This is a genomic window from Bradyrhizobium sp. AUGA SZCCT0222 (assembly GCF_018130205.1).
In the GTDB taxonomy this organism is placed as follows: Bacteria; Pseudomonadota; Alphaproteobacteria; order Rhizobiales; family Xanthobacteraceae; genus Bradyrhizobium.
In genome coordinates this window covers 79,455-100,440 of record NZ_JAFCLX010000015.1, presented here as the reverse complement: position 1 = coordinate 100,440, position 20,986 = coordinate 79,455, and the positions used below count along the sequence as shown (strand labels likewise).

The window sequence follows — 20,986 nt, the reverse complement described above, 5'->3', positions numbered from 1 at the left end:
CACATCGCCCCGGAAAAGTGGGCTCCGGTTTTCCGCAAGGGCGATGGGCCAAAAATTTATAGCGCAGCCCGCAATTCATCAATTTGACAAGCTCGCGACTGATCCTTACTAACCCGCCCGGGCCCAGGTGGTGGAATTGGTAGACGCGCTGGCTTCAGGTGCCAGTGGCTTAACGGCCGTGAAGGTTCGAGTCCTTTCCTGGGCACCATTTGCCCATGCCCATGATGTCGCTGAATGGCGGGTTTACCAGCCGACAGACCGGTACGCCAGGCCGGGAGATGGCCATTGGGCGGGGCAATCCGAGGGCTGCCCAGCCTTGCTCTTGGACGGCCAGTGGGGGCTTGGCCCGAACGGGCATATTCCCGCTATCGATCTGAACCTGCGCCACCAAGAAACAATTTCCAGGCCTTGTCGAAATACGACTGACGCTCCTGCACCGACGAGAGTGGCTTGAAGCCAAACATGGCCAGCGTGGTCGGACCCACAATGATGCTATTGATAAGGTGTTCGGTCAGGAAGCTCGGATCGTCGGCTATGAGGTGGCGGTCCTCCTGGGCCTGCATGATGCGAGAGCGCAGTAGCTTCATGATCGCGTCTGGCTCCGGAGCGGCGCAACTGCCATCGGCAACCAGCATCTCGCTCAAAGCGATCCGTTTGAACGCAACAAGCTCTGGATCGAGATTGATATCGAGCAGGCAGCTCGTCAGGTCTCGGAGTTGAGTAAGGCTGCCGTGTTCCGGGTTGTGGCTTTCAATATCATCGAGACGCGCGATGATTCGGCTGCGACTCCGCCCCAGGACGGCATCGAACAGAGCACGCTTCGACGGATATCGACGGTAGATGGTGTCCTTGCCGGCACCACACACTGACGCCACGCGCTCGACCGACGTCGCCGCATAGCCGTCCTTCGCGAACAACTCCGCAGCGGCTGCAAGAATGCGGTCTTCAACGAACTGCGCCTCGGCCTTCGTCGGGCGGCCGCCTCGCCGAATGGGAGCCCGCTGGCCACGCCTTGCGATCTTTGGTCCCGGCTTCATCCTGCTCCCTGCAAGTCCGCTTCCTGTCCCCGATTTGTAATAGGTCTAAATCATTGTAAACGCCATCATATAAACTGGACAGGACCGTCCCGTTTTGTTTAATCGCCCAGCGAATTCAAAGGGGCGCAAATGGGGATTATCAAAGCGTCGCAGGCTTCACTGCGAATGGCCGTTCTGCTCGGCACGGCCGCCGTGCCTGCCTTGAATTGGCCGGCACTCGCGCAAAGCTCCAGTTTGCCGCCTGTCACGGTCGATGCTCCAAAGGAACGGCGACCCGCGCGGGCGCAAGCTTCGCAACGCCAATCCGCTCCAGTTCGCCGAAGCGTCCGCTCGACGTCCGATCGTGCACCGGACGGATCATTGACGCCGCTTCCTGCCGCTGTTGGCGCCGGGCGCCAGGACACCCGCGATCAAGTCTTCGCAACGAATCAATCGAGCGCGACGAAAACGTCGACGCCCGTCCTGGAAACACCACAGTCCGTCTCGACCGTCACGCGTCGCCAGATCGACGACCAAAACCCCCAAACTGTCGGGAATGCTCTTAGATATACCGCAGGCGTGCTTTCAGACGTCGATGCGACGTCGCGCTACGACAGTGTTTTCCTGCGCGGCATTGGAGGATTCGGCATATCGACCAACTTCGTCAGTTTTCTTGACGGCCTGAAATTGCCCCGCGGGCAAGCGTTTGCAGTCACCTCAATCGACGCGTTCCTGCTTGATCGTATCGAGGTTATCAAAGGACCATCAGCTGTTCTGTATGGCCAGATCAGCCCGGGTGGGCTCGTCAATTTGGTCAGCCGCCAGCCGAGCGAAATTCCCTACAATGAGGCTCGCATCGAAGGCGGCAGTTTCGGACGGGTTCAGGGCGGGATTACAAGCCAAGGGCCGCTCGATGCTGCGAAGCAGTGGCTCTACAGCATTAGCGCCATCGGCCGGATGTCCGGCACGCGATACGAGGGCGTCGAAGAGCAGCGTGTCGGCGTGGCGCCAGCGATTACCTGGCGTCCGGATTCTGACACGCAACTAACGGTCTCGGGATTTTATCAGCGTGATCCCAGGGGTGGCTATTTCAACTCGCTCTACCCGCAGTCGCTGGCACCTGCCGCCTATCGCCCGTTGCTGAACAGAAACCTCAATATTGGCGACCCCGGGTTCGACCGGTTCGACCGCGAGCAAGCCGGGGTCGGATATGTCTTCGACCGGCGCTTGAACGATGTCGTCAGTTTTCACTCGGCATTGAGATACTCGAAGGTCGATACCGATTTTCGAAGCCTCCAGATGATGGGGGCGATCACGGCGGCCGGCACAATTCCTCGCGCAGCGATCAGCTCGTCTGAGCGAGCAGATGGGCTCGCGGCCGACAATCGATTGCGCTTCGACTTTTCAACTTCGGCAATCGATCACACTGTTTTGGCGGGCGTCGATCAGCAGAACTCACGCAGCTCATGGCTCTACCAATTCGGGGGCGCGACATCGCTTGATGTTGTAAATCCGGTTTACAACCAGCCGGTGGGGGCGTTGGCCACGTTCATCAACAGCGATCAGACGCTATCGCAAACCGGTGTCTATGTTCAGGACCAGATGAAGTTCGGTGGCTTCCGTCTGACGGTCGGAACACGCCACGATTGGACCGAGCAAAAGTCGGACAACCGGCTAACCGCAACCTCGCAGCCTCAAGACAGTGACAAGCAGACCTACCGGGCCGGGTTGCTTTATCTGTTCGACAGCGGCCTCGCGCCCTATGCAAGCTATTCGACATCGTTCGAACCCGTCATCGGGGTTGGGGGCAACGGACTGCCGTTTGTCCCGACCACGGGCGAACAGTATGAAGCGGGCCTGAAGTTCAAGCCGGCGTTTGCGGATATGTTGTTCACGGCGGCGTTCTTCGATCTTCGTCAGCAGAATACCCTGACGCCTTCGGCCGTGCCGGGCATTAGCGTGCAGCAAGGGGAAATACGGTCACGCGGTGTCGAGTTCGAGGCGCGGGGCCGGGTGAGCGCAAATATCGAGATCATCGCGGCTTCGACCATTCTCGATACCAGGGTTACCCAATCGACCGACCTGCTTGCGATCGGTAAACGCCCGCAAGCCGTTCCCGCTCATTTCGAGTCTCTCTGGGTGAACTACAGCTTCCTGACCGGAGGTCTGGCTGGATTGACCGTCGGCGGTGGCGTGCGATCGGTCGGTCCAAGCTTCGGAGACGACATCAATAGCCTCGTATCACCAGGATATGTCGTGTTCGATGCGGTGGCGCGCTACGACCTGGCCAATTTAGCGCGTGCCTGGAAGGGCGCCGAGGTCACTCTCAACGTCACCAACCTCCTCGACAAGAGCTATTACACGAGCTGCAGCTCGAACATTTACTGCCAGTTCGGCAATGGCCGCCTCGTGCTCGCAGGCTTGCGTTACAGGTGGTGAGAGATTTGTTGAGCCATGAAAGCTAGAGCGTTTTCCAGCGAAGTGGATACCGGTTCGCGTCAAGAAAACGCGTCAAACCAAAAATCTAGAGCCCCGTTCCGATTCCATCGGAACGGAAATGGCTCTAGTCAGGTTCGAACATGGTCATGGCTCCATAAATGGAGCAGCTTGATCTGCACGATCTTTGCGCTTCTGTTGTGTCTCACGGGTCTTCCGCTGATCTTCCGAGAAGAGCTGGGCCCAAATCCAGCGCTGGAGAGGGTTGACGATCCTCACGCGAGGGCCTCGGTCGACACCATGATTGCCCAGGCGCTAGCGAAGCGGCCGGGCGAGGTCGTCCCCTATGTCTTCTACGACCGGGAAAAACCCATCGTAAAGATTCCGACGGCTGCCAGCGCGACGGCGGCGCCGGATACCTTCTTTTATAGCGTGTTTGACAAGCGCACGGGCAAGGCCCTCGCGATTGACCAACCCAATGAAGGTTTCATTTACGTCATGCTTCGGCTTCACGTCGACATGTTCTCAGGCATCAAAGGCACGCTGTTCCTCGGTGGAATGGGAGTCCTGCTGGTTGTATCGATTGTATCCGGTGCGGTGCTGTATGGCCCGTTCGCCCGACGCGTCAAATTCGGTGAAGTTAGAAAGCAAGGCAGCAACCGACTGCGCTGGCTCGATCTGCACAATCTTCTCGGCGTCATAGCGCTGGCCTGGTTTGGCATCGTTAGCCTCACTGGCGTGATCAACACCCTCGCTGCGCCGATCGAGCTGATGTGGCAATCCAATCAGTTGCTGGAAATGGCGGCGCAAGCCGATGCGAAGGGTGCGGAAACACGCCGCGCTTCGGTCGATGACGTATTGGCAGAGGTTCGCGCAGCGGTGCCTGGCATGACGATCCTGACGCTGGCGCTTCCCGGCAGTCCGTTTTCGACGCCAAATCATTACGCCGCCTTCCTGACGGGTGACACCCCGCTAACGAGCCGCATCTTGAAGCCCGCCCTGGTGGATGCGACGAACGGCAAGGTCGTGTCAGTTCGCGATATGCCCTGGTATGCGACCGCACTTTTTGTCTCGCAGCCACTGCACTTCGGGGATTACGGCGGCCTGCCTTTGAAGATCATATGGGCGGTTCTTGATCTCATTACCGTCATCATTCTCGTGAGCGGCCTGTATCTTTGGATCGCAAAACGCCGATCCGCAAAGCCCGCCACGATCGCCTTCGAGGCGAGGCTCGCCGAATGAGCGTCGCTCGATCGAGCTCTCGACAGTGGGCCATCCCCACGGGGCTGGCGCTCATTACCGTGGCCGGTCTGTTTTCGGCGCTGATCGGAGAGGGCGGACTCTGGTGGCTGGCTTCTTGGATCGCGCTCGCAGTGCCGTGCGCAGGCAGCGTCTTCTACCTCATTCGCGGCGCACGGGGGGCTTCGGGATCCTCTGTCTGACCGCAGGCGAACCGCTCGCATCTCAGACCATGCGCTTGGCGGCCTGATTCGCGACCGACTTCTGCACGAAATACATCATGATCAGCGAGAGGATCGACGTCGCGACCACGACGTATCCTAGCCAATCGAAATGCCGGAGCGTGCCGTCCGGATTTTGCGCGATGATCGCTGCGGCGAACACTGACCCGAGTCCGCCGGAGAGTTGCTGCAGGGAAGCGCTGACCGCGCTGAACGAGCCGCGCTGGCTGGGGTCGGGTATCGCTGAAATCAGCGCCTGCGACGGGATCATGCGTGAAAAGATGCCGACGAACATCAGGACGTTGACGATGATCGCGGTCGTCAAACTGACGTGGCCGAGATGCGTGTAGATCAGCACCATGACCACCGAAACGGCGCTGCCGAACGCAAAGGTCGGGAATTTTCCGAACGCGTCGCTCGCCCGTCCGACCAGCGGACCGATGAAAATGCTGAAAACGCCGGAAACCAGATAGATGGTCGGAAGATGCAGGATATCGATGCCGAGATTATGCACGGTGAAGGCGCTGCCGAACGGCATCAGCATGAAGCCGCCGGTCGACAGCAGCGTCGTCACCGCGAAAGCCAGCGTATAGCGCGGCTGTCCGATGGTCGCGATCAGGTGCCCGAACGCGTTCCTGTCCTGCTTTAGTTGGAGATGCGCGTTCACCGGCCGCATCGCGAACAGGATCGCGGCCATCGCGACGAGTGACAGGCCGACGATCGCGCCGAAAGAGACGTGCCAGCTCCAGTGGTTGGCGAGAAAAAGTCCGGCCGGAATGCCGAGCACCTGGCTGGCGGCGAAGGCGGTTTGCACGAAACCCATCACACGGCCGCGCAGCTGTAGCGGAAACAGATCGGTGACGATCGCGAGCACCACCGAGCCAATCACGCCGCCGAACAGTCCGGTCACGACCCGGCCGAGCAGAAGCAAATGATAGTTCGGCGCCAGCGCGCACAGCAGCGTGCCCAACGTAAAGCCGACATAGAAAAACAGCAGCAGGCGCTTGCGATCGAATCGATCGGCAAAGCCGGCCGCAAGGATGCCCGAAATGCCGGCGCTGAACGCGTAGGCCGAAACCGCGACGCCGAATTGCCCGGCGGTAATATCGAGCGCGGGCATCAGGATGGCGCCGAGCGGCGACATGATGATGAAGTCGAGAATGATCGTGAACTGCGCGAATGCCAGCAGCGCGATGAGGAATGACTGGTAGCGCGAAAAGCCGCGCTCCTGCTCCGGTTGTTCCTCGATTGGCGCCGCCGAGCTTTGTTCGGTCATGACATTCTTTCGTCGGGAGCGATGCCGTGCGGCGCGCCGGACCGACGCCGCATTGGGACATATGAGCTGGGACAGATGCGATTCACGCGGACGGCGCAAGCCGAGGCCGCCGGCGATTGAGCGTTAGAATCGGGCGAGAGGTTGTCGAAACTCCGAAAGTGTGTGTGTCGTTTATCGCGACGATGTGAAGGGAAGTTTCAACGCCTTGCCCGGCACCTTGTATCGCTAGCAAGGGCTGCGATAGGTTCGCGCAAGTGCTTTTGTATCCTGGCCGGGAAAACCCTACTTCGCCTTGCTTTTGGGACGGTCAGCTTCGGCCTTGGCCCTGATACGCATATTCGCGTCATCAATCTTCTCAACGTCAAAAGCACCCGTTTTCCGCACGAGGTCGCTGAGTTTGCGATGGCCGTAGGAGCGAACGTCGAAATCCGAGAACAGGTTCGAGAGCTGCGTGCCGACCTGCCCCAGCATGACCCAGCCGTCCTCGTCCTCGATCTGCGAGATCGCTTTGTTCAGCATCGGAATTGCAGCGCTCCGCGGCTGCAAGGAGGTCGCCCTGGAGGGTGTCTCCGCGTTGGAGGTCGGCGGCGCCGGCAAAAGATTCTCGGTGTAAATAAACCTGCGGCACGCCTGCCGGAAACTCTCCGGCGTCTTCTGGGCGCCGAAGCCGTAAACGTCGGCACCTTGCTCGCGCATGCGGGAGGCAAGACGCGTAAAGTCGCTGTCTGACGACACCAGGCAAAACCCGTCGAACCGTCCGCTGTGCAGCAGGTCCATGGCGTCGATGACCAGCGCGATATCAGACGCGTTCTTGCCCTTGGTGTAGGCAAACTGCTGGTACGGATCGATGGCGTGCTTTTGCAGGATCTCGGACCATGATTTGAGGTGCGGCCCGGAAAAATCACCGTAAATGCGGCGCACGCTGGCCTCGCCGAATTTCGCGACTTCCTCGAACAAGCCGCCGGCAATCAGCGGCGAGGTGTTGTCGGCATCGATCAGCACGGCAAAACGAGGCAATCGCTGCTGTTCGGCTTTCATCGGTGCACCCCCTTTGTGGTCGCTGTCCATATTGACGCAACTCCGCCGATTCTGGAAAAGGCCCCATAAAGTACGCGATTTGGCGAGCCGGACCCTCGTTTGGCGGCGATTTCGACGTTATCTTAGGACTTTAGGCTCTGCCGATTCGAAGAGGTTCCCAACGCCATGACCATCCGCCTGCATCGCGGCGATCTGCCGGATCTTTCCCGCTACACGGATTCGGTTGCGATCGACACTGAGACCATGGGGCTCAATCCGCATCGCGACCGGCTCTGCGTGGTGCAGATGTCGAATGGCGACGGCTCCGCCGACGTGATCCAGATCCCGAAAGACCACAGCGATGCGCCGAACCTGAAGGCGCTGCTCGCCAATCCCAAGATCACCAAGATCTTCCACTTTGCCCGCTTCGATCTCGCTGCCCTCTACAACGCCTTCGGCGTGATGCCGCAGCCGGTCTACTGCACCAAGATCGCCTCGCGACTGAGCCGCACCTACACCGACCGGCATGGCCTGAAGGATCTGGTGCGCGAGGTGCTCAATATCGACATGTCGAAACAGCAGCAGTCCAGCGACTGGGGCTCGGCCAGCCTCAGCGAGGCGCAGCTCGCCTATGCGGCCTCCGATGTGCTGCATCTGCATGGACTGCGTGAACGGCTCAACGCCATGCTGGCGCGCGAGGGGCGCACCGAACTGGCGCAGGCCTGTTTCGATTTCCTGCCGACCCGAGCCAGGCTCGACCTCGGCGGCTGGGAGGCCGAGGATATTTTTGCGCATTCCTGAACCGGGGCGATTTGAAGCAGTCCCCAGGGGGGCTTTCATGGCGCCTGGGGGGTGTTTACGCCCCGTTTCGGTCACACTGGTAAAGCGTGGTCCGGGCTGCATCGTGAGGCAATCCCGGCTACAATGGCGGGCTAACCTCGCTCTGGAGCAGCGGTGAACTCGTCACAGAACCCAGCCTATGTCGCCGGAATGGAGGCGCGCTTTGCCAGCGCGGCGCGCCACAGCCGGATGGTACGGATGCTGCGGATCGCGGTGCCGTCGGCGGTGGTGCTGGCGATGGCGAGCATCGTCGCCGTGTCGGTTTTCAACCCGTTCCGGATGCTGTTGCCGAAGCTCCCGGTCGACATCGGCAATCTGGTGGTTTCCGGAACCAAGATTACGATGGAATCGCCGCATCTCGCCGGCTTTTCGACCGACCAGCGGCCGTACGAAGTCTGGGCCAAGGCCGCGATCCAGGATCTGACCGATCCCGACCATATGGAACTCAAGGCGCCGCGCGCCAAGGTGATGCTGGAAGACAAGAGCACGGTGACGATGGACGCCCGCACCGGCTATTACGACAGCAAGCAGCAATTGCTCGATCTGCGTAAGGATATCTTCCTGCAATCCTCCACCGGCTATGAAGCCCGCATGTCGCAGGCCTATATCGACATCAACAAGGGCACGGTAACCTCGGATGAACACGTCGATGTCAAACTGCTGAACGGAACGCTGGTCGCCGACAGGCTCAGAATCCTCAACAGCGGCGAGGTGGTGCGGTTCGAAGGCAATGTCGTGATGAATCTGGACAAACTGGGTGATGACGTTGCGCCCGCTCAGCCCGCGCCAGCGCCCGAACCCGTTGCTCCAGCGCCGAAGACGCGATCCGTCTCCGGCAAATCTTCCAACGCGAAATGATTTTCATGAAGATGTTTTTCTCGCGCAGTCTGGCTCTGGCGGCGTTGGCGCTTGCGCCGATCGCGCCTGGTGCGGCCTCTGCGCAAGGCGCGGTGTCTGGCGTGCCCAACGCGATGCAGGGCTTTTCCCAGAACCGCGATCAGCCGATTCAAATCGAGGCGGCGTCGCTGGAGATGCGCGACAAGAAAAAGGAAGCGACCTTCGCCGGCAATGTGAAGGTCGTGCAGGGCGACACCACCATGACGTCGAAAACGCTGGTCGTGTTCTACGATTCGGGCCCTGCGGCCCCGGCCACCCCGCCGCCCGCCAACAGCAAGGCCGCCAAATCCGCATCCGCGCCGATGCAGTCCGCGACCCCGGGGCCCGGCGGAAGTTCGTCGATCCGGCGACTGGAAGCCAGGGGCAGTGTCGTTGTCACGCAAAAGGATCAGGTGGTGACCGGTGAGACCGCCATCTTCGATACCAAGGCCAATTTGATCACGATGACCGGCGGCATCGTGCTGACCCAGTGCAATAACGTGCTACGTGGCGACCGCCTGAAGGTCGACATGACGACCGGCGTATCGCGGGTCGAATCCGATACCGGCAAGGTGCAAGGCATGTTCACCCAAGGAGCACAGGGCTGCGGGTCGACGGCGGCACCGGCGCCGGGTGCGGCGCCAGCTCCTGGCGCCCCGAAGCCTGGCTTGCCCATGCTTCTGCCAGGAAAAAAATAAACTAAGTCAAAGCCTTAAGTATTAATTTGGACGCTCGTGGTTGAAGCCGGGGTTCCGAGGCTGTATCTACTGGGCGGGCGCGGCAAGGTGTTCCACTGGGCAGGGAACATCCATTCATTCATGCTTTGCAGGCGGATCGATTCGCCGGCGGGTGTCGCGGGATCACCGTGAAAGGCTAAGCGAAGCGGGATGGTGGATTTACTCGGCATGTTCCGTCGACGCCCCGCAAAACGCGGGCCGGCAGGATTTGCGCGTTCGCGCGAGGACATCACCGCGCTCGGCGATTCCTTTGGCGACATGCTGACGAACCCGGTGCGCGATGCGCCGCCGATGGCACGTGCCGTCCCGCTGACCGGACTGGAATTGCCCCAGCCGCCGGAGCATGCGGTGGAGCCGCCGTACGAGGAACCGCGCCCGCGCGCGCAGGCCCCCAGGACCCAAGCCCCCAAGAACCAATCCAGGACCAATGGCGCAGCTGCGCCCCGCCTGATCCAGCGGCCGGGCTACCTGGCTGTGCATAGCGTGGAAAAGAGCTTTGGCACCCGCAAGGTCGTGCGCGGTGTCAGCATCTATGTTCGCCGCGGTGAGGCGGTGGGTTTGCTGGGGCCGAACGGCGCCGGCAAGACCACGGTGTTCTACATGATCACCGGGCTGATCAAGGCCGACCGCGGCGCCATCGAACTCGACGGCCATGACGTCACGAAGCTGCCGATGTATCAGCGCGCGCGGCTGGGCATCGGCTATCTGCCGCAGGAAGCGTCAATCTTCCGCGGCCTCACGGTGGAACAGAATATTCGCGCGGTGCTCGAGGTGGTCGAACCCTCGAGGAAGAAGCGCGAGGCCGAACTCGATGCGCTGCTCGATGAATTCAACATCGCGCGCTTGCGTAAGTCTCCGTCGATCGCGCTGTCCGGTGGTGAGCGTCGCCGCGTCGAGATCGCGCGCGCGCTGGCGACGCGTCCGAACTACATGCTGCTCGACGAGCCGTTCGCCGGCATCGATCCGATCGCGGTCGGCGACATTCAGGATCTGGTGCGCCATCTCACCAATCGCGGCATCGGCGTCTTGATCACCGACCACAATGTCCGTGAAACGCTCGGCCTGACCGACCGCGCCTACATCGTCTATGCCGGGGAAATCTTGACTGAGGGCAGTCCGGACGACATCGTCAACGATCCGGATGTACGCCGTCTTTACCTTGGCGAGGAATTCCGCCTCTAGCCCATTTTTAGCGTACGTCAAGCCGTGTACATCGGCTTTGGACTAGGATAAGCAAGAATCGGACCAACTTTCAGTGGATCGGTTCTCGCCTCCATGGCTTTGACGCAGAGACTAGAGTTCCGCCAGTCGCAGTCGCTGGTTATGACGCCGCAGCTGATGCAGGCGATCAAGCTGCTGCAACTGTCGAACCTCGACCTCTCGGCCTTCGTCGAGGAGGAGCTGGAACGTAATCCGCTGCTCGAACGGGCCAGCGACGGTCCCGAAGCACCGGTCAGGGGCGAGCCGGTCCCGGAACAGGCTGAATTCTCCAATTCCGGTGATTCCCAGAGCTATGGCGACGAGGGCGGTGCCGAGCCGGGCGAGATGGCCGGTTCCACCGGCGACAATTTTGAGCCCGGCCAGTTCGAGGCCGGCCAGGAAGACTGGCTGAACCGCGATCTCGGCAGTCGCACAGAAATTGAGCAGACGCTGGATACCCCGCTCGACAACGTCTTCTCCGAGGAGCCCGCAGAAGCGGCAGCCCGGGCGGCGCAGGATGCCGCGCCCACCGCCTATACCGAATGGGGCGGCGGCGCGTCGAATGACGACGACTACAACCTGGAAGCCTTTGTCGCCGCCGAAATCACCCTCGGCAGCCATCTCGCCGAACAACTGGCGGTGGCCTTCCCCGGGCCGGTGCAGCGCATGATCGGACAATATCTGATCGATCTGGTCGACGATGCCGGTTATCTGCCGCAGGACCTCGGGCAGGCCGCCGAACGGCTCGGCGCCGCGCAAGCCGATGTCGATGCGGTTCTTGCGGTCCTGCAGAAATTCGACCCGCCCGGCGTTTGCGCGCGCAATTTGAGCGAATGCCTCGCGATCCAGCTGCGCGAACTCAATCGCTACGATCCCGCGATGCAGGCGCTGGTCGAACATCTGGATTTGCTGGCCAAGCGCGACATCGCGTCTTTGCGCAAATTGTGCGGTGTCGACGACGAGGACATCACCGACATGATCGGCGAGATCCGCCGGCTCGATCCCAAGCCTGGCCTGAAGTTCGGCTCGGCGCGCACCCAGACCATGGTGCCGGATGTCTACGTACGGCCGGGCCCGGACGGCGGCTGGCATGTTGAACTCAACAGCGACACGTTGCCGCGTGTGCTGGTCAATCAGGTCTATTACACCGAGCTGTCGAAGACGATCCGCAAGGACGGCGACAAATCCTACTTCACCGACTGCCTGCAGAACGCGACGTGGCTGGTCCGTGCGCTCGATCAGCGTGCCCGCACCATTCTGAAGGTCGCGACCGAAATCGTGCGCCAGCAGGACGGCTTCTTCACCCATGGCGTGGCGCATCTTCGGCCGCTGAACCTCAAGGCGGTGGCGGACGCGATCCAGATGCATGAATCGACGGTGTCACGGGTTACCGCCAACAAATACATGGCGACCAATCGCGGCAGCTTTGAACTAAAGTATTTCTTCACCGCCTCGATCGCCTCGGCCGACGGCGGCGAGGCCCATTCGGCCGAAGCGGTCCGCCACCACATCAAGCAATTGATCGACGCGGAAGCCCCGGCCGCGATCCTCTCCGACGATACGATCGTGGAACGATTGCGCGAGTCGGGCATTGATATTGCCCGCCGCACCGTCGCGAAGTACCGCGAAGCGATGCGAATTCCTTCCTCGGTGCAGCGCCGCCGTGACAAACAGAGCATGCTCGGTAACGCACTCTCAGCCCCGGCCACTTCCTCCGACCGGTCCCGTGATACGGCGCCGGCCTGATTGCGTTCGCGTCAAATCGCGATAGTGTCGGTTTCCCGACAGAGTGAACGAGGCATCAAGCGAGGCATCAAATGACCCTTCGAATCTCCGGGAAAAGCATCAGCGTCGGCGAAGCGCTTCGTTCCCGCGTCAGCGAGCGCACCGATGAGGTCCTGCGAAAATATTTCGACGGCAATTACTCCGGCCACATCACGCTGAGCAAGGATGGCTTCGGCTTCCGCACCGATTGTTCGCTGCACCTCGATTCCGGCATTACGCTGGAAGCCGATTCGAACGCCACCGACGCCTATGCCAGCGCCGACCAGGCGCTGGTGATGATCGAGAAGCGCCTGCGCCGCTACAAGAGCCGGCTGAAGGACCGCTCGGCCCGCAAGACCTACGCGGCATCCATGGCGATCGCGGAGTTGAACGGTGGGGGTCTCGACGCGCCGAGCTATGTCATCGAGGCCCCGGAGGGCGACGACGAGGTCTCTGAATACAGCCCCGTGATCATTGCGGAGGCGACCAAGTCGCTGAAGCGGCTGTCGGTCAGCGAAGCTGTCATGGAGCTCGACCTGACCGGGGCCGCCTGCATCGTGTTTCAGCACGGCTCGAGCGGCCGGGTGAACATCATCTACCGGCGCACGGACGGCAATGTCGGGTGGGTCGATCCGCCGGCGGTTACCCCCTGACAAGCATGGCTGACAGCATTGACGCCCAAAGCGCCCCTCCCTATGGTCCGCCGCCCTTTAAGGATAGCGTGCGGGAACTCGCCCGTGGGAGTTGGCACCGGTCATGCGTTGGAGTAGAAGCCGACCAATCGGGACCCGGGCCTAAGCCCGCCTCCCACCTCAGCTTCTTGACGCCCAATTCTTGAAGCTGAAGTTCTCGAACCCATTTCGCACCCTGACGGCTTAATTCACCTCGGAACGCCCCATGACGATTACCGATCTGGTCGCACCCGAGGCGATACTCCCCGCGTTGAAAGTCATCAGCAAGAAGCAGGCGTTGCAGGAACTTGCGGCGCGGGCGGCGACCCTGACCGGGCAGAACGAGCGCGCGGTCTTCGAAGTGCTGCTGCAGCGCGAAAAACTGGGGACCACCGCCGTCGGCTATGGCGTTGCTATACCGCACGGCAAGCTGCCCAAGCTTGAAAAGCTGTTCGGGTTTTTCGCCCGGCTTGAACGCCCGATCGATTTCGAAGCGATGGATGGCCAGCCGGTCGACCTGGTATTCCTGCTGCTGGCACCGGAAGGCGCCGGCGCCGATCATTTGAAGGCGCTGGCGCGGATTGCCCGCCTGCTGCGCGATCAGGACGTCGCCAAGAAACTGCGCGCCTCGCGCGACGCCCAGGCGATCTACTCGGTACTGGCGCTGCCGCCGGCGAGCGCGGCGTAACATCCTCATTCTGGAACTGACGCTGGCGAATTGCGCCGGCCAAAAAAATACGCGGGCCGTCCCCGATCCGAGGACATGCCCGCGTATTGCGAACTCTCATCGCGGTCTACGCGACCGCTACCAAGCCTGCACCAGCGACAGCAGCAAACGCTGCATCAGTGATACCGACAAGCGTCGGATCAGTTGACACCGGCAAGCCGGGTCAGTGACACCAGCAAGTGCTGGGTCAGTGCACGCTGACGGCCTGCAATTCGTTGCTCCATGCATTGGCGACCGCCGCCTCGCGGCTGTCGGTCAGCATGATCGGGGTACCGTCGGCGGCGTGCAGCGCGAACAGTTTCAGTCCTGGCGCGATCTTCGGCGCCTGCGGAAACAGGCCGGGCACGTCCTCGGAACGGACTTGCTTTACGTAGGCGATATGGCCCTCACCAAGATGGGCCAGCGCCTCAACGGAAACCTTTTCAGTTTCGAACGTCACACTCACATCACTCATGGTCTCGACTCCTCTATGAGACTAAGCGGTCGAGTCCGCTCCTCGTTCCATTATTCGTGCTCATTGATAGCAATTGTCTTAATGACCCTTTCAGGTTCCGGCCTGGCAAGGTCGATCGACAACAGCCCGTTTTTCAGATCCGCGCCCAGCACCTGCATCCCCTCCGCCAGCACGAAGGTGCGCTGGAAGTGGCGCGCGGCGATGCCGCGATGGATGTATTGCCGGGCCTTGTCGTCCTGTTGACGGCCCCGGATCACCAACTGGTTTTCCTCAATGGTCACATCGAGTTGGTCACGGGTAAACCCGGCGACCGCCAGCGTGATGCGCAAGCGTTCGGGTTGCCCATTACTGCGGTCGCAGCGCTCGATGTTGTAGGGAGGATAGCCGTCGGCGCCTTTGACGACGCGATCGAGCGCACGCTCAATTTCGTCGAACCCAAGCAGGAACGGACTGGATAACGATGGAACACGAGACATTACAAAGTCCTCTCGAAGCGACTTTGAGGGGCCCTTGCGGCACCCCATTCGACCGGCCGGCGGGTTTGCTGACCGGTCAAACAGCAATATGGGGGTGATTTGGGGAGGGTTCAAGCCGCTCCAGGCACTGCGTAAATCGGCCGCGGCGGCCTGTTTTCACGTCATTCCGGGGCGGTCCAAAGGACCGAACCCGGAATCTCGAGATTCCGGGTCTGGTGCTAGCGCACCATCCCGGAATGACGGGATCAATCACCCACCCGCTTGCGGCCATCGGCGGTAAACAGATGCAGTTTGTCTGCTGGTGCCACCGCCCTGATTCGCTCGCCGATGGCGGGGCCGATGGCGCCGGGAATCCGCACGATCACCTCGCCGGGCGGCAGCTCGCCGGGGTTTGCCGCCACGGCCTGCGTCTCGTTCTGCCGGGCTCCGTAGATGAAGGTTTCGGCCCCCACATGCTCGATCGCCTCGACGGTGAGGCCAAGTGCCACACCACCAGCGGCGGCGTCATTTGAAATGACGAAGTCCTCGGGACGGATTCCGAGGATGCCGGCCTCGTTGAGTCTGACGTCGGTGGCCAGTTGCGATTTCAGTTCATCGGACCGCAACGGCATCAGGTTCATCGGCGGCGCGCCGATGAACGAGGCGACGAAGGTGGTCGCGGGCTTCTGGTAGATATCGAGCGGATTGCCGATCTGCTCGACCTGGCCGGCATTCATCACCACCAGAATGTCGGCCAGCGTCATCGCCTCGAGCTGGTCGTGAGTGACGTAAATCGCTGTGGTCGAGAGGCGGCGCTGCAGTTTGCGGATCTCGACCCGCATCGCGATACGCAGCTTGGCGTCGAGGTTCGACAGCGGCTCATCGAACAGAAACACTTTCGGCTGGCGCACGATCGCGCGTCCCATCGCCACGCGCTGGCGCTGGCCGCCGGACAATTGCCGCGGCTTGCGGTCGAGCATGGCGCCGAGTTCGAGGATGCGCGCGGCTTCCTCGACGCGGGTCTTGATCTCGGGCTCGGCCATGCCGCGGTTGCGCAGGCCGTAGGCCATGTTGTTGTAGACGCTCATATGCGGGTAGAGCGCGTAGTTCTGGAATACCATCGCGATGTCGCGGTCGGCCGGCTCGACCTGGTTGACGATACGGCCGCCGATATCGATCTCGCCGCCGGTTATGGTCTCGAGCCCCGCGACCATCCGCAGCAGCGTGGACTTGCCGCAGCCGGAAGGGCCGACCAGCACGCAGAACTGGCCGTCGCCGACGTCAAATTCGATGCCCTTGATGGCTTCGAAGCCACCGGCATAGGTCTTGCGGACGTTACGCAGCGTTACGTTAGCCATTTACGTTGCCTTGGGTCACCAGCGCCACTTGCGTCCTCACTTTTCCGTCTCGACCAGCCCGCGCACGAACAGGCGCTGCATGAACACGACCACCGCGACCGGCGGCAGCATCGCGAGGATGGCGGTGGCCATCGCAAGCTGCCATTCGGCCAGCTCATCGGTCGTGTACAGCATCTTCTTGATGCCGGTGACGATGGTCTGCATCGAATCCTGCGTGGTGATCAGCAGCGGCCACAGATACTGATTCCAGCCATAGATGAACTGGATCACGAACAGCGCCGCGATCGTCGTTACCGACAGCGGCAGCAGCGTATCCCAGAAGAAGCGGAACGGACCCGCGCCGTCGATCCGCGATGCTTCCAGCAATTCCTCAGGAACCGTCATGAAGAATTGCCGGAACAGCAGCGTTCCCGTGGCGGAAGCGATCAGCGGCATGATCAGTCCCGCATAGGTGTCGAGCATCTTGAGGTCGGCGACCACCTTGTAGGTCGGGTAGATGCGCACCTCGACCGGCAGCATCAGCGTGACGAAGATGATCCAGAATGCGGTCTTGCGGAACGGGAAGCGGAAATACACCACGGCGTAGGCCGATAGGATCGAGATGAAGATCTTGCCGATCGCGATGCCGAGCGCCGAGATGAAGGAATTCATCAGCATGTGGCCGACCGGCTCGCGGCTGGTCCGCGATCCGCCGACGAATATCGCGCGGTAGTAGTTTTCCAGCGTCTGGCTGCCGGGCGTCAGCGGCATGCTGCCCCCGACCACGGTCGCGGCGTCGTGGGTGGACGCGATCAGCGCCAGATAGACCGGAAAGGCGACGATGAAGACGCCGAGCGTCAGGATCGCGTAGGCGATGATGTCGTTGAGCGGGCGGTGCTCGACCATCAGTACTGCACCTTGCGCTCGATATATTTGAACTGGACCGCGGTCAGCGCGATCACGATCACCATCAGCACCACGGACTGCGCGGCCGAGCCGCCGAGATCGCCGCCGAGCCGTCCGTCGGCAAACACCTTGTAGACCATCGTGGTGGTGGCGCCGGCCGGGCCACCGCCGGTGACCGCATCGATGATGCCGAACGTGTCGAAGAAGACGTAGACGACATTGACGACCAGAAGAAAGAACGTCGTCGGCGATAGCAGCGGAAAGACGATGGTCCAGAACCGCCGCATCGGGCCCGCGCCGTCGATCGCGCCGGCTTCCAGCACGCTTTTCGGGATCGATTGCAGGCCGGCCAGGAAGAACAGGAAATTGTAGGAGATCTGCTTCCACACCGCGGCCATCACCACCAGGGTCATGGCGTGGTTGCCGTTGAGCAGCGGATTCCAGTCGAAATTCATCCAGCGCAGCGGCCGCGCCAGCGTGCCGAGCGAGGGATGGAACATGAAAATCCAGAGCACGCCGGCGACCGCGGGCGCCACCGCATAGGGCCAGATCATCAGCGTCTTGTAGGTGCCGGCGGCCTTGAGGTTCTTGTCGGCCTGGGTTGCGAACAACAGCGCAATGGAAAGCGACAACGCCGCGACCAGCGACGAGAAGATCAGCGTCGTCAGCATCGACTTGTAATATTCTGGCTGGGCGAAAAGCGACTGGTAATTTTCCAGCCCGACGAATTCGGATGTCAGGCCAAACGCGTCCTCGCGCTTGAAGGATTGAAGGACCGCCTGGCTCGCCGGCCAGTAGAAGAATACGAATGTAATGATGAGCTGCGGCACCAGCAGCAGATATGGCAGCAGCTTGTTGTTGAAGACGACAGACTTTTCCATTCAGGACGCTGTGATGCCAGAGGTGCTCCCTCTCCGGAAGGCGGAGAGGGAGTCTTCGCCGATACTATTTGGCCGTCTTTTCAAACGTCCGCAACATCGCATTGCCGCGCGCGACCGCGGCGTCGAGGGCTTCCTGGGCGGTCTTCTTGCCAGCCAGCGCCGCTTCAAGTTCCTCGGCCCAGAGATCGCGCATCTGCACCATGTTGCCGAAGCGCAGGCCGCGCGAATTCTCGGTCGGCTCCTTGTTGGTGAGTTCTTTCAGCGGCGTCTGCAGGACGGGGTTTTTCTCGTAGAAGCCGTCCGCCTTGGTTTTTTCATAGGCTGCCTTGGTGATCGGCAGGTAGCCGGATTTCTGGTGCAGGTCGGCCTGACGGTTGGTGTCGGACAGGAACGTGAAGAACTTGGCGACGCCTTTGTATTCCTCAGGCTTCTTGCCGCCCATCACCCACAGCGAAGCGCCGCCGATGATCGAGTTCTGCGGCGCACCCTGAACGTCCGGGTAGTAGGGCATCGGCGCCGAGGTAAAGTCGAACTTGGCGGTGCTCTTGGCAGTGGCGTAATAGCCCGACGAGGTCAGGAAGATCGCGCACTCGCCGGACGCAAAGCGGTTCTCGCTGGCGTTGGCGCGGCCGGCATAGTCGTAGGTCTTGTCCTTTTGCAGGTCCATCAGGTTCTGCAGATGCTTCACATGCAGCGGCGAGTTGAACGTCAGCACGGTATCGAAACCGTCGAGGCCGTTGGCCTTGCTGCCGATCGGGACGTTATGCCAGGCCGAGAACTGTTCGATATGCACCCATGACGCCCACGCGTTGGAGAATCCGCAGGTCGTGTGCCCGGCCGCCTTCAGCTTCTTGGCGGCGTCGAAAACTTCCGGCCAGGTTTTCGGAATCTCGGCGATGCCGGCCTTCTTCAGCTCGTCGTTGTTGATCCACATCACCGTCGACGACGAGTTGAAGGGAAACGACAGCATGTCGCCCTTCGACGTCGAGTAATAACCTGTGATCGCCGGCAGGTAGGCCTTGGGGTCGAACGGCTCGTTGGCATCCTTCATCAGCTGGTAAACCGGCTTGATGGCGCCGGTGGCGCTCATCATGGTCGCCGTGCCGACCTCGAACACCTGAATGATGTGCGGCGCGGTGCCGGCACGGAACGCCGCAATGCCGGCATTCATGGTGTCGGGATAGCTGCCCTTGAAGGTGGGGACGACCTTGTAGTCGGACTGGCTGGCGTTGAAATCCTCGGCAAGCTTGTTGACGATGTCGTTGTTGCCGCCGGTCATGGCGTGCCACCACTGGATCTCAGTCGCAGCGTAGGCAGGCGTGGCGAGCGCAAGCGCGACAGTCACGCTCGCGGCTACGCCGAATTGTCGAAATGCCATGTAATTCCCTCCAGGTTGGGTCGTCATCTTCGTTTCGCGCGATAGCAGCGCCGGATGACGTGCAAATGACCGTATAAGCGAAAGCATGGTATCGGGGAAGCGGGCCCCTCGGGAAGCCGTCAAATAGGCCAAGGGTGACGGATCCGATCTGTCCCGTCGCCCCTGCGAACGTGTTTGGCCCCGGGAGATTGGCGAGGGCTTGGAGCGGCGAATGCAGGGGACGACAGCGGCTACCGCTTCCGCTCCGGTCCGCACACCACGCCCTTGGCGACCATCGCCTCGACCTCGCTCTTGGAGTAGCCGAACTCGCCCAGCACCTCGGCGGAGTGCTGGCTGAATTTCGGTGGGGTCCGGCGCAGGCTCGGTTTGGTTCGCTCCAGGCGGATCGGCGAGGCGACGCCCTTGTACCAGTCCTGCTCGATGACATCGCCGCGGTGAAGCGTGTGGGCGGCGGTCAGCGCCTGGTCGATCGACTGGACCGGGCCGGCCGGCAGGCCAGCCGCGAGCAGGCGGTCGCACAGCGGCGCGGCATCGTGCTGGCTGAACACCGCGGCGAGCTCGGCGCGCAACGCATCGCGGTTGGCGATGCGGTCCTTGTTGCGGGCAAAGCGCGGATCGGTGCCGAGTTCCGGCTTGCCGATTTCCTTGGCGAGCTTGCGGAAGGTGCCGTCATTGCCGACGCCGATGAAGATGTTGTCGGTGCGGGTCGGAAAGATCGCATAGGGCACGAGATTGGGATGCTCGTTGCCGGTTAGATTCGGCGGCTTGCCATGCATGAAATAATTCGCGGTGTGCGGATGCATGATCGCAAGGCCGGTTTCGTACAGCGTGGCCTCGAGGAATTGGCCGAGGCCCGAGCGCTGCCGCTCCGACAGCGCCATCAGGATGCCGATCGCGGCATAAAGCCCGGTGGTGATGTCGACGAGCGGGACGCCGATCCGCATCGGGCCGCTTTGCGCCGAACCGGTCGCGGCGATCATGCCGGTCATGGCCTGGATGATCGCGTCATAGCCCGGATTGCCGCCGCGCGGGCCGTCGCCGCCAAAGCCGGAAATCCGGCAATGCACGAGCTTTGGGAATTTCGCGCGCAGCACCTCGTTGCCGATGCCCCATTTGTCGAGCGTGCCCGGCTTGAAATTCTCGATCAGGACGTCGGCGGTCTCCAGCATCTTCAACAACACGGCGCGGCCGCCCTCGGAGGCGAGGTCGAGGCCGATCGAACGCTTGTTGCGGTTGATGCCGACGAAATAGGCCGCGTCCTCCTCATGGAACGGAGGGCCCCAGTCGCGCACCTCGTCACCGGCGGGCGGCTCGACCTTGATCACGTCGGCGCCGTGGTCGGCGAGGATCTGCGTGCAATAGGGGCCGCCGAGCACGCGCGTGAGATCGATCACGCGCAGGCCCGTCATTGCGCCGGGAGCCGGAGAACTCATGGAAAAAACCTTCGCTCAAGTAAGACCAATGGAATTCTTGAGCTAGCGGTCTTCGGGCGCGGCGGCAATGCCCGCGCGCGCGTAGGCGCATGCGGAGACAGAAGGCGCGCGAAAACGGCCCG

General features: G+C 61.6%; 19 protein-coding genes and 1 tRNA gene. 10 read left to right on the top strand and 10 right to left on the bottom strand.

The features are described 5' to 3' along the window. Positions 1-121 precede the first annotated feature (121 nt). Positions 122-208: transfer RNA gene (locus JQ629_RS15800), tRNA-Leu, on the top strand. A gap of 157 nt (positions 209-365) precedes the next feature. On the opposite strand, the gene JQ629_RS15795 is transcribed toward JQ629_RS15800, so the two are convergent. Then, positions 366-1,037 carry a TetR/AcrR family transcriptional regulator gene (locus JQ629_RS15795; RefSeq protein ID WP_212413460.1) on the bottom strand — a complete coding sequence of 224 codons (672 nt, stop codon included), beginning with the start codon at positions 1,035-1,037 and terminating at the stop codon, positions 366-368. A gap of 129 nt (positions 1,038-1,166) precedes the next feature. Here JQ629_RS15795 and JQ629_RS15790 point away from each other — a divergent pair, with 129 nt between their 5' ends. Together JQ629_RS15790 and JQ629_RS15785 are read left to right on the top strand one after the other, a co-directional pair. Then, positions 1,167-3,455 (top strand): TonB-dependent siderophore receptor, encoded by a 2,289-nt coding sequence (locus tag JQ629_RS15790; protein ID WP_249135077.1) that lies wholly within the window; start codon positions 1,167-1,169, stop codon positions 3,453-3,455. 15 nt (positions 3,456-3,470) lie between these two features. After that, the gene (locus tag JQ629_RS15785; RefSeq protein WP_212413459.1) at positions 3,471-4,694 is read left to right on the top strand and encodes a PepSY-associated TM helix domain-containing protein; all 1,224 of its coding nucleotides are present in this window, start codon (positions 3,471-3,473) and stop codon (positions 4,692-4,694) included. 222 nt (positions 4,695-4,916) lie between these two features. Here the strand turns inward: JQ629_RS15785 and JQ629_RS15780 are convergent, their stop codons facing one another. Both JQ629_RS15780 and JQ629_RS15775 read right to left on the bottom strand, forming a co-directional pair. After that, entirely contained in the window at positions 4,917-6,188 is a 1,272-nt protein-coding gene (locus JQ629_RS15780; protein WP_212413458.1) for an MFS transporter, read from the bottom strand. Between the two features lie 282 nt (positions 6,189-6,470). Next, positions 6,471-7,226, bottom strand: a complete 756-nt coding sequence (locus JQ629_RS15775; RefSeq protein ID WP_212413457.1) for an NYN domain-containing protein — start codon at positions 7,224-7,226, stop codon at positions 6,471-6,473. 165 nt (positions 7,227-7,391) lie between these two features. Between JQ629_RS15775 and JQ629_RS15770 the strand changes: the two genes are divergently transcribed. From JQ629_RS15770 to ptsN, 7 genes are all read left to right on the top strand, one after another. Then, positions 7,392-8,006, top strand: a complete 615-nt coding sequence (locus JQ629_RS15770; RefSeq protein ID WP_212413456.1) for a ribonuclease D — start codon at positions 7,392-7,394, stop codon at positions 8,004-8,006. A 153-nt stretch (positions 8,007-8,159) separates the two neighbouring features. After that, the gene (lptC, locus tag JQ629_RS15765) at positions 8,160-8,903 is read left to right on the top strand and encodes an LPS export ABC transporter periplasmic protein LptC (protein WP_212413455.1); all 744 of its coding nucleotides are present in this window, start codon (positions 8,160-8,162) and stop codon (positions 8,901-8,903) included. Further along, positions 8,900-9,619 carry an LptA/OstA family protein gene (locus JQ629_RS15760; RefSeq protein WP_212413454.1) on the top strand — a complete coding sequence of 240 codons (720 nt, stop codon included), beginning with the start codon at positions 8,900-8,902 and terminating at the stop codon, positions 9,617-9,619. The genes lptC and JQ629_RS15760 overlap by 4 nt, the downstream gene beginning before the upstream one ends. 189 nt (positions 9,620-9,808) lie before the next feature. Beyond that, positions 9,809-10,840 (top strand): LPS export ABC transporter ATP-binding protein, encoded by a 1,032-nt coding sequence (gene lptB / locus JQ629_RS15755; protein ID WP_212413453.1) that lies wholly within the window; start codon positions 9,809-9,811, stop codon positions 10,838-10,840. 93 nt (positions 10,841-10,933) lie between these two features. Beyond that, positions 10,934-12,604 carry an RNA polymerase factor sigma-54 gene (gene rpoN, locus JQ629_RS15750; RefSeq protein WP_212264087.1) on the top strand — a complete coding sequence of 557 codons (1,671 nt, stop codon included), beginning with the start codon at positions 10,934-10,936 and terminating at the stop codon, positions 12,602-12,604. 71 nt (positions 12,605-12,675) lie between these two features. Next, entirely contained in the window at positions 12,676-13,275 is a 600-nt protein-coding gene (gene hpf, locus JQ629_RS15745; RefSeq protein ID WP_212264086.1) for a ribosome hibernation-promoting factor, HPF/YfiA family, read from the top strand. 244 nt (positions 13,276-13,519) lie between these two features. After that, the gene (gene ptsN, locus JQ629_RS15740; protein ID WP_192736214.1) at positions 13,520-13,981 is read left to right on the top strand and encodes a PTS IIA-like nitrogen regulatory protein PtsN; all 462 of its coding nucleotides are present in this window, start codon (positions 13,520-13,522) and stop codon (positions 13,979-13,981) included. 226 nt (positions 13,982-14,207) lie between these two features. On the opposite strand, the gene JQ629_RS15735 is transcribed toward ptsN, so the two are convergent. From JQ629_RS15735 to JQ629_RS15705, 7 genes are all read right to left on the bottom strand, one after another. Further along, on the bottom strand, positions 14,208-14,474 hold the full coding sequence (locus JQ629_RS15735) for a BQ00720 family protein (RefSeq protein ID WP_192736215.1): 267 nt from the start codon (positions 14,472-14,474) through the stop codon (positions 14,208-14,210). A gap of 50 nt (positions 14,475-14,524) precedes the next feature. Beyond that, positions 14,525-14,950 (bottom strand): Hsp20 family protein, encoded by a 426-nt coding sequence (locus tag JQ629_RS15730; RefSeq protein WP_024584318.1) that lies wholly within the window; start codon positions 14,948-14,950, stop codon positions 14,525-14,527. A gap of 245 nt (positions 14,951-15,195) precedes the next feature. Continuing rightward, entirely contained in the window at positions 15,196-16,287 is a 1,092-nt protein-coding gene (locus tag JQ629_RS15725; RefSeq protein WP_212413452.1) for a sn-glycerol-3-phosphate import ATP-binding protein UgpC, read from the bottom strand. 36 nt (positions 16,288-16,323) lie between these two features. Next, a complete protein-coding gene (gene ugpE / locus JQ629_RS15720; RefSeq protein ID WP_212413451.1) occupies positions 16,324-17,172 on the bottom strand; it encodes a sn-glycerol-3-phosphate ABC transporter permease UgpE in 849 nt (282 codons plus the stop codon). Then, a complete protein-coding gene (ugpA, locus tag JQ629_RS15715) occupies positions 17,172-18,053 on the bottom strand; it encodes a sn-glycerol-3-phosphate ABC transporter permease UgpA (RefSeq protein WP_212413450.1) in 882 nt (293 codons plus the stop codon). The genes ugpE and ugpA overlap by 1 nt, the downstream gene beginning before the upstream one ends. 64 nt (positions 18,054-18,117) lie before the next feature. Then, a complete protein-coding gene (ugpB, locus tag JQ629_RS15710; protein WP_212264082.1) occupies positions 18,118-19,431 on the bottom strand; it encodes a sn-glycerol-3-phosphate ABC transporter substrate-binding protein UgpB in 1,314 nt (437 codons plus the stop codon). Between the two features lie 230 nt (positions 19,432-19,661). Further along, positions 19,662-20,864: a CaiB/BaiF CoA transferase family protein gene (locus JQ629_RS15705; protein ID WP_212413449.1), complete on the bottom strand. Its 1,203-nt coding sequence runs from the start codon at positions 20,862-20,864 to the stop codon at positions 19,662-19,664. Between the last annotated feature and the right edge of the window lie 122 nt (positions 20,865-20,986).

Bases quoted from the DNA above. Each gene is read 5' to 3' on its own strand.
- JQ629_RS15795 (WP_212413460.1), bottom strand. From the start codon at position 1,037: ATGAAGCCGGGACCAAAGATCGCAAGGCGTGGCCAGCGGGCTCCCATT.
- JQ629_RS15790 (WP_249135077.1), top strand. From the start codon at position 1,167: ATGGGGATTATCAAAGCGTCGCAGGCTTCACTGCGAATGGCCGTTCTG.
- JQ629_RS15785 (WP_212413459.1), top strand. From the start codon at position 3,471: ATGAAAGCTAGAGCGTTTTCCAGCGAAGTGGATACCGGTTCGCGTCAA.
- JQ629_RS15780 (WP_212413458.1), bottom strand. From the start codon at position 6,188: ATGACCGAACAAAGCTCGGCGGCGCCAATCGAGGAACAACCGGAGCAG.
- JQ629_RS15775 (WP_212413457.1), bottom strand. From the start codon at position 7,226: ATGAAAGCCGAACAGCAGCGATTGCCTCGTTTTGCCGTGCTGATCGAT.
- JQ629_RS15770 (WP_212413456.1), top strand. From the start codon at position 7,392: ATGACCATCCGCCTGCATCGCGGCGATCTGCCGGATCTTTCCCGCTAC.
- JQ629_RS15760 (WP_212413454.1), top strand. From the start codon at position 8,900: ATGATTTTCATGAAGATGTTTTTCTCGCGCAGTCTGGCTCTGGCGGCG.
- lptB (WP_212413453.1), top strand. From the start codon at position 9,809: ATGGTGGATTTACTCGGCATGTTCCGTCGACGCCCCGCAAAACGCGGG.
- rpoN (WP_212264087.1), top strand. From the start codon at position 10,934: ATGGCTTTGACGCAGAGACTAGAGTTCCGCCAGTCGCAGTCGCTGGTT.
- hpf (WP_212264086.1), top strand. From the start codon at position 12,676: ATGACCCTTCGAATCTCCGGGAAAAGCATCAGCGTCGGCGAAGCGCTT.
- ptsN (WP_192736214.1), top strand. From the start codon at position 13,520: ATGACGATTACCGATCTGGTCGCACCCGAGGCGATACTCCCCGCGTTG.
- JQ629_RS15735 (WP_192736215.1), bottom strand. From the start codon at position 14,474: ATGAGTGATGTGAGTGTGACGTTCGAAACTGAAAAGGTTTCCGTTGAG.
- JQ629_RS15730 (WP_024584318.1), bottom strand. From the start codon at position 14,950: ATGTCTCGTGTTCCATCGTTATCCAGTCCGTTCCTGCTTGGGTTCGAC.
- JQ629_RS15725 (WP_212413452.1), bottom strand. From the start codon at position 16,287: ATGGCTAACGTAACGCTGCGTAACGTCCGCAAGACCTATGCCGGTGGC.
- ugpE (WP_212413451.1), bottom strand. From the start codon at position 17,172: ATGGTCGAGCACCGCCCGCTCAACGACATCATCGCCTACGCGATCCTG.
- ugpA (WP_212413450.1), bottom strand. From the start codon at position 18,053: ATGGAAAAGTCTGTCGTCTTCAACAACAAGCTGCTGCCATATCTGCTG.
- ugpB (WP_212264082.1), bottom strand. From the start codon at position 19,431: ATGGCATTTCGACAATTCGGCGTAGCCGCGAGCGTGACTGTCGCGCTT.
- JQ629_RS15705 (WP_212413449.1), bottom strand. From the start codon at position 20,864: ATGAGTTCTCCGGCTCCCGGCGCAATGACGGGCCTGCGCGTGATCGAT.